The sequence below is a fragment of the Burkholderia sp. SIMBA_062 genome, assembly GCF_046534765.1.
Lineage (GTDB): Bacteria > Pseudomonadota > Gammaproteobacteria > Burkholderiales > Burkholderiaceae > Burkholderia > Burkholderia ambifaria.
In genome coordinates this window covers 1-230 of sequence record NZ_JAWRYD010000691.1, presented here as the reverse complement: position 1 = coordinate 230, position 230 = coordinate 1, and the positions used below count along the sequence as shown (strand labels likewise).

Below are 230 nucleotides of genomic sequence, written 5' to 3'. Positions count from 1 at the left end.
CGCGCTCGCGAAGACCGCGGGCGATATCGCCGCGCACGCCGAAGCGCATACGAACAGCACGATCGCCGAAATCACGCGCACGGCACAGGCCGCGTCGCAAGCGTGGCAGACGGCGAGCACGCAAGCGGCCGAGCGTCAGCAATTCATTTGCGATGCGCTCGCGAAAACCGCGAACGATATCGCTGCGCAAACCGAAGCGCACGCAAGCGGCACGATTGCGGAAATCGCAC

General features: G+C 65.2%; 1 protein-coding gene. It reads left to right on the top strand.

Annotation, left to right across the window (positions count from 1 at the left end; translation table 11 throughout):
- A partial coding sequence (locus SB786_RS37955) for a hypothetical protein (RefSeq protein ID WP_410731806.1) occupies nt 1-230 on the top strand: 230 nt, incomplete at both ends.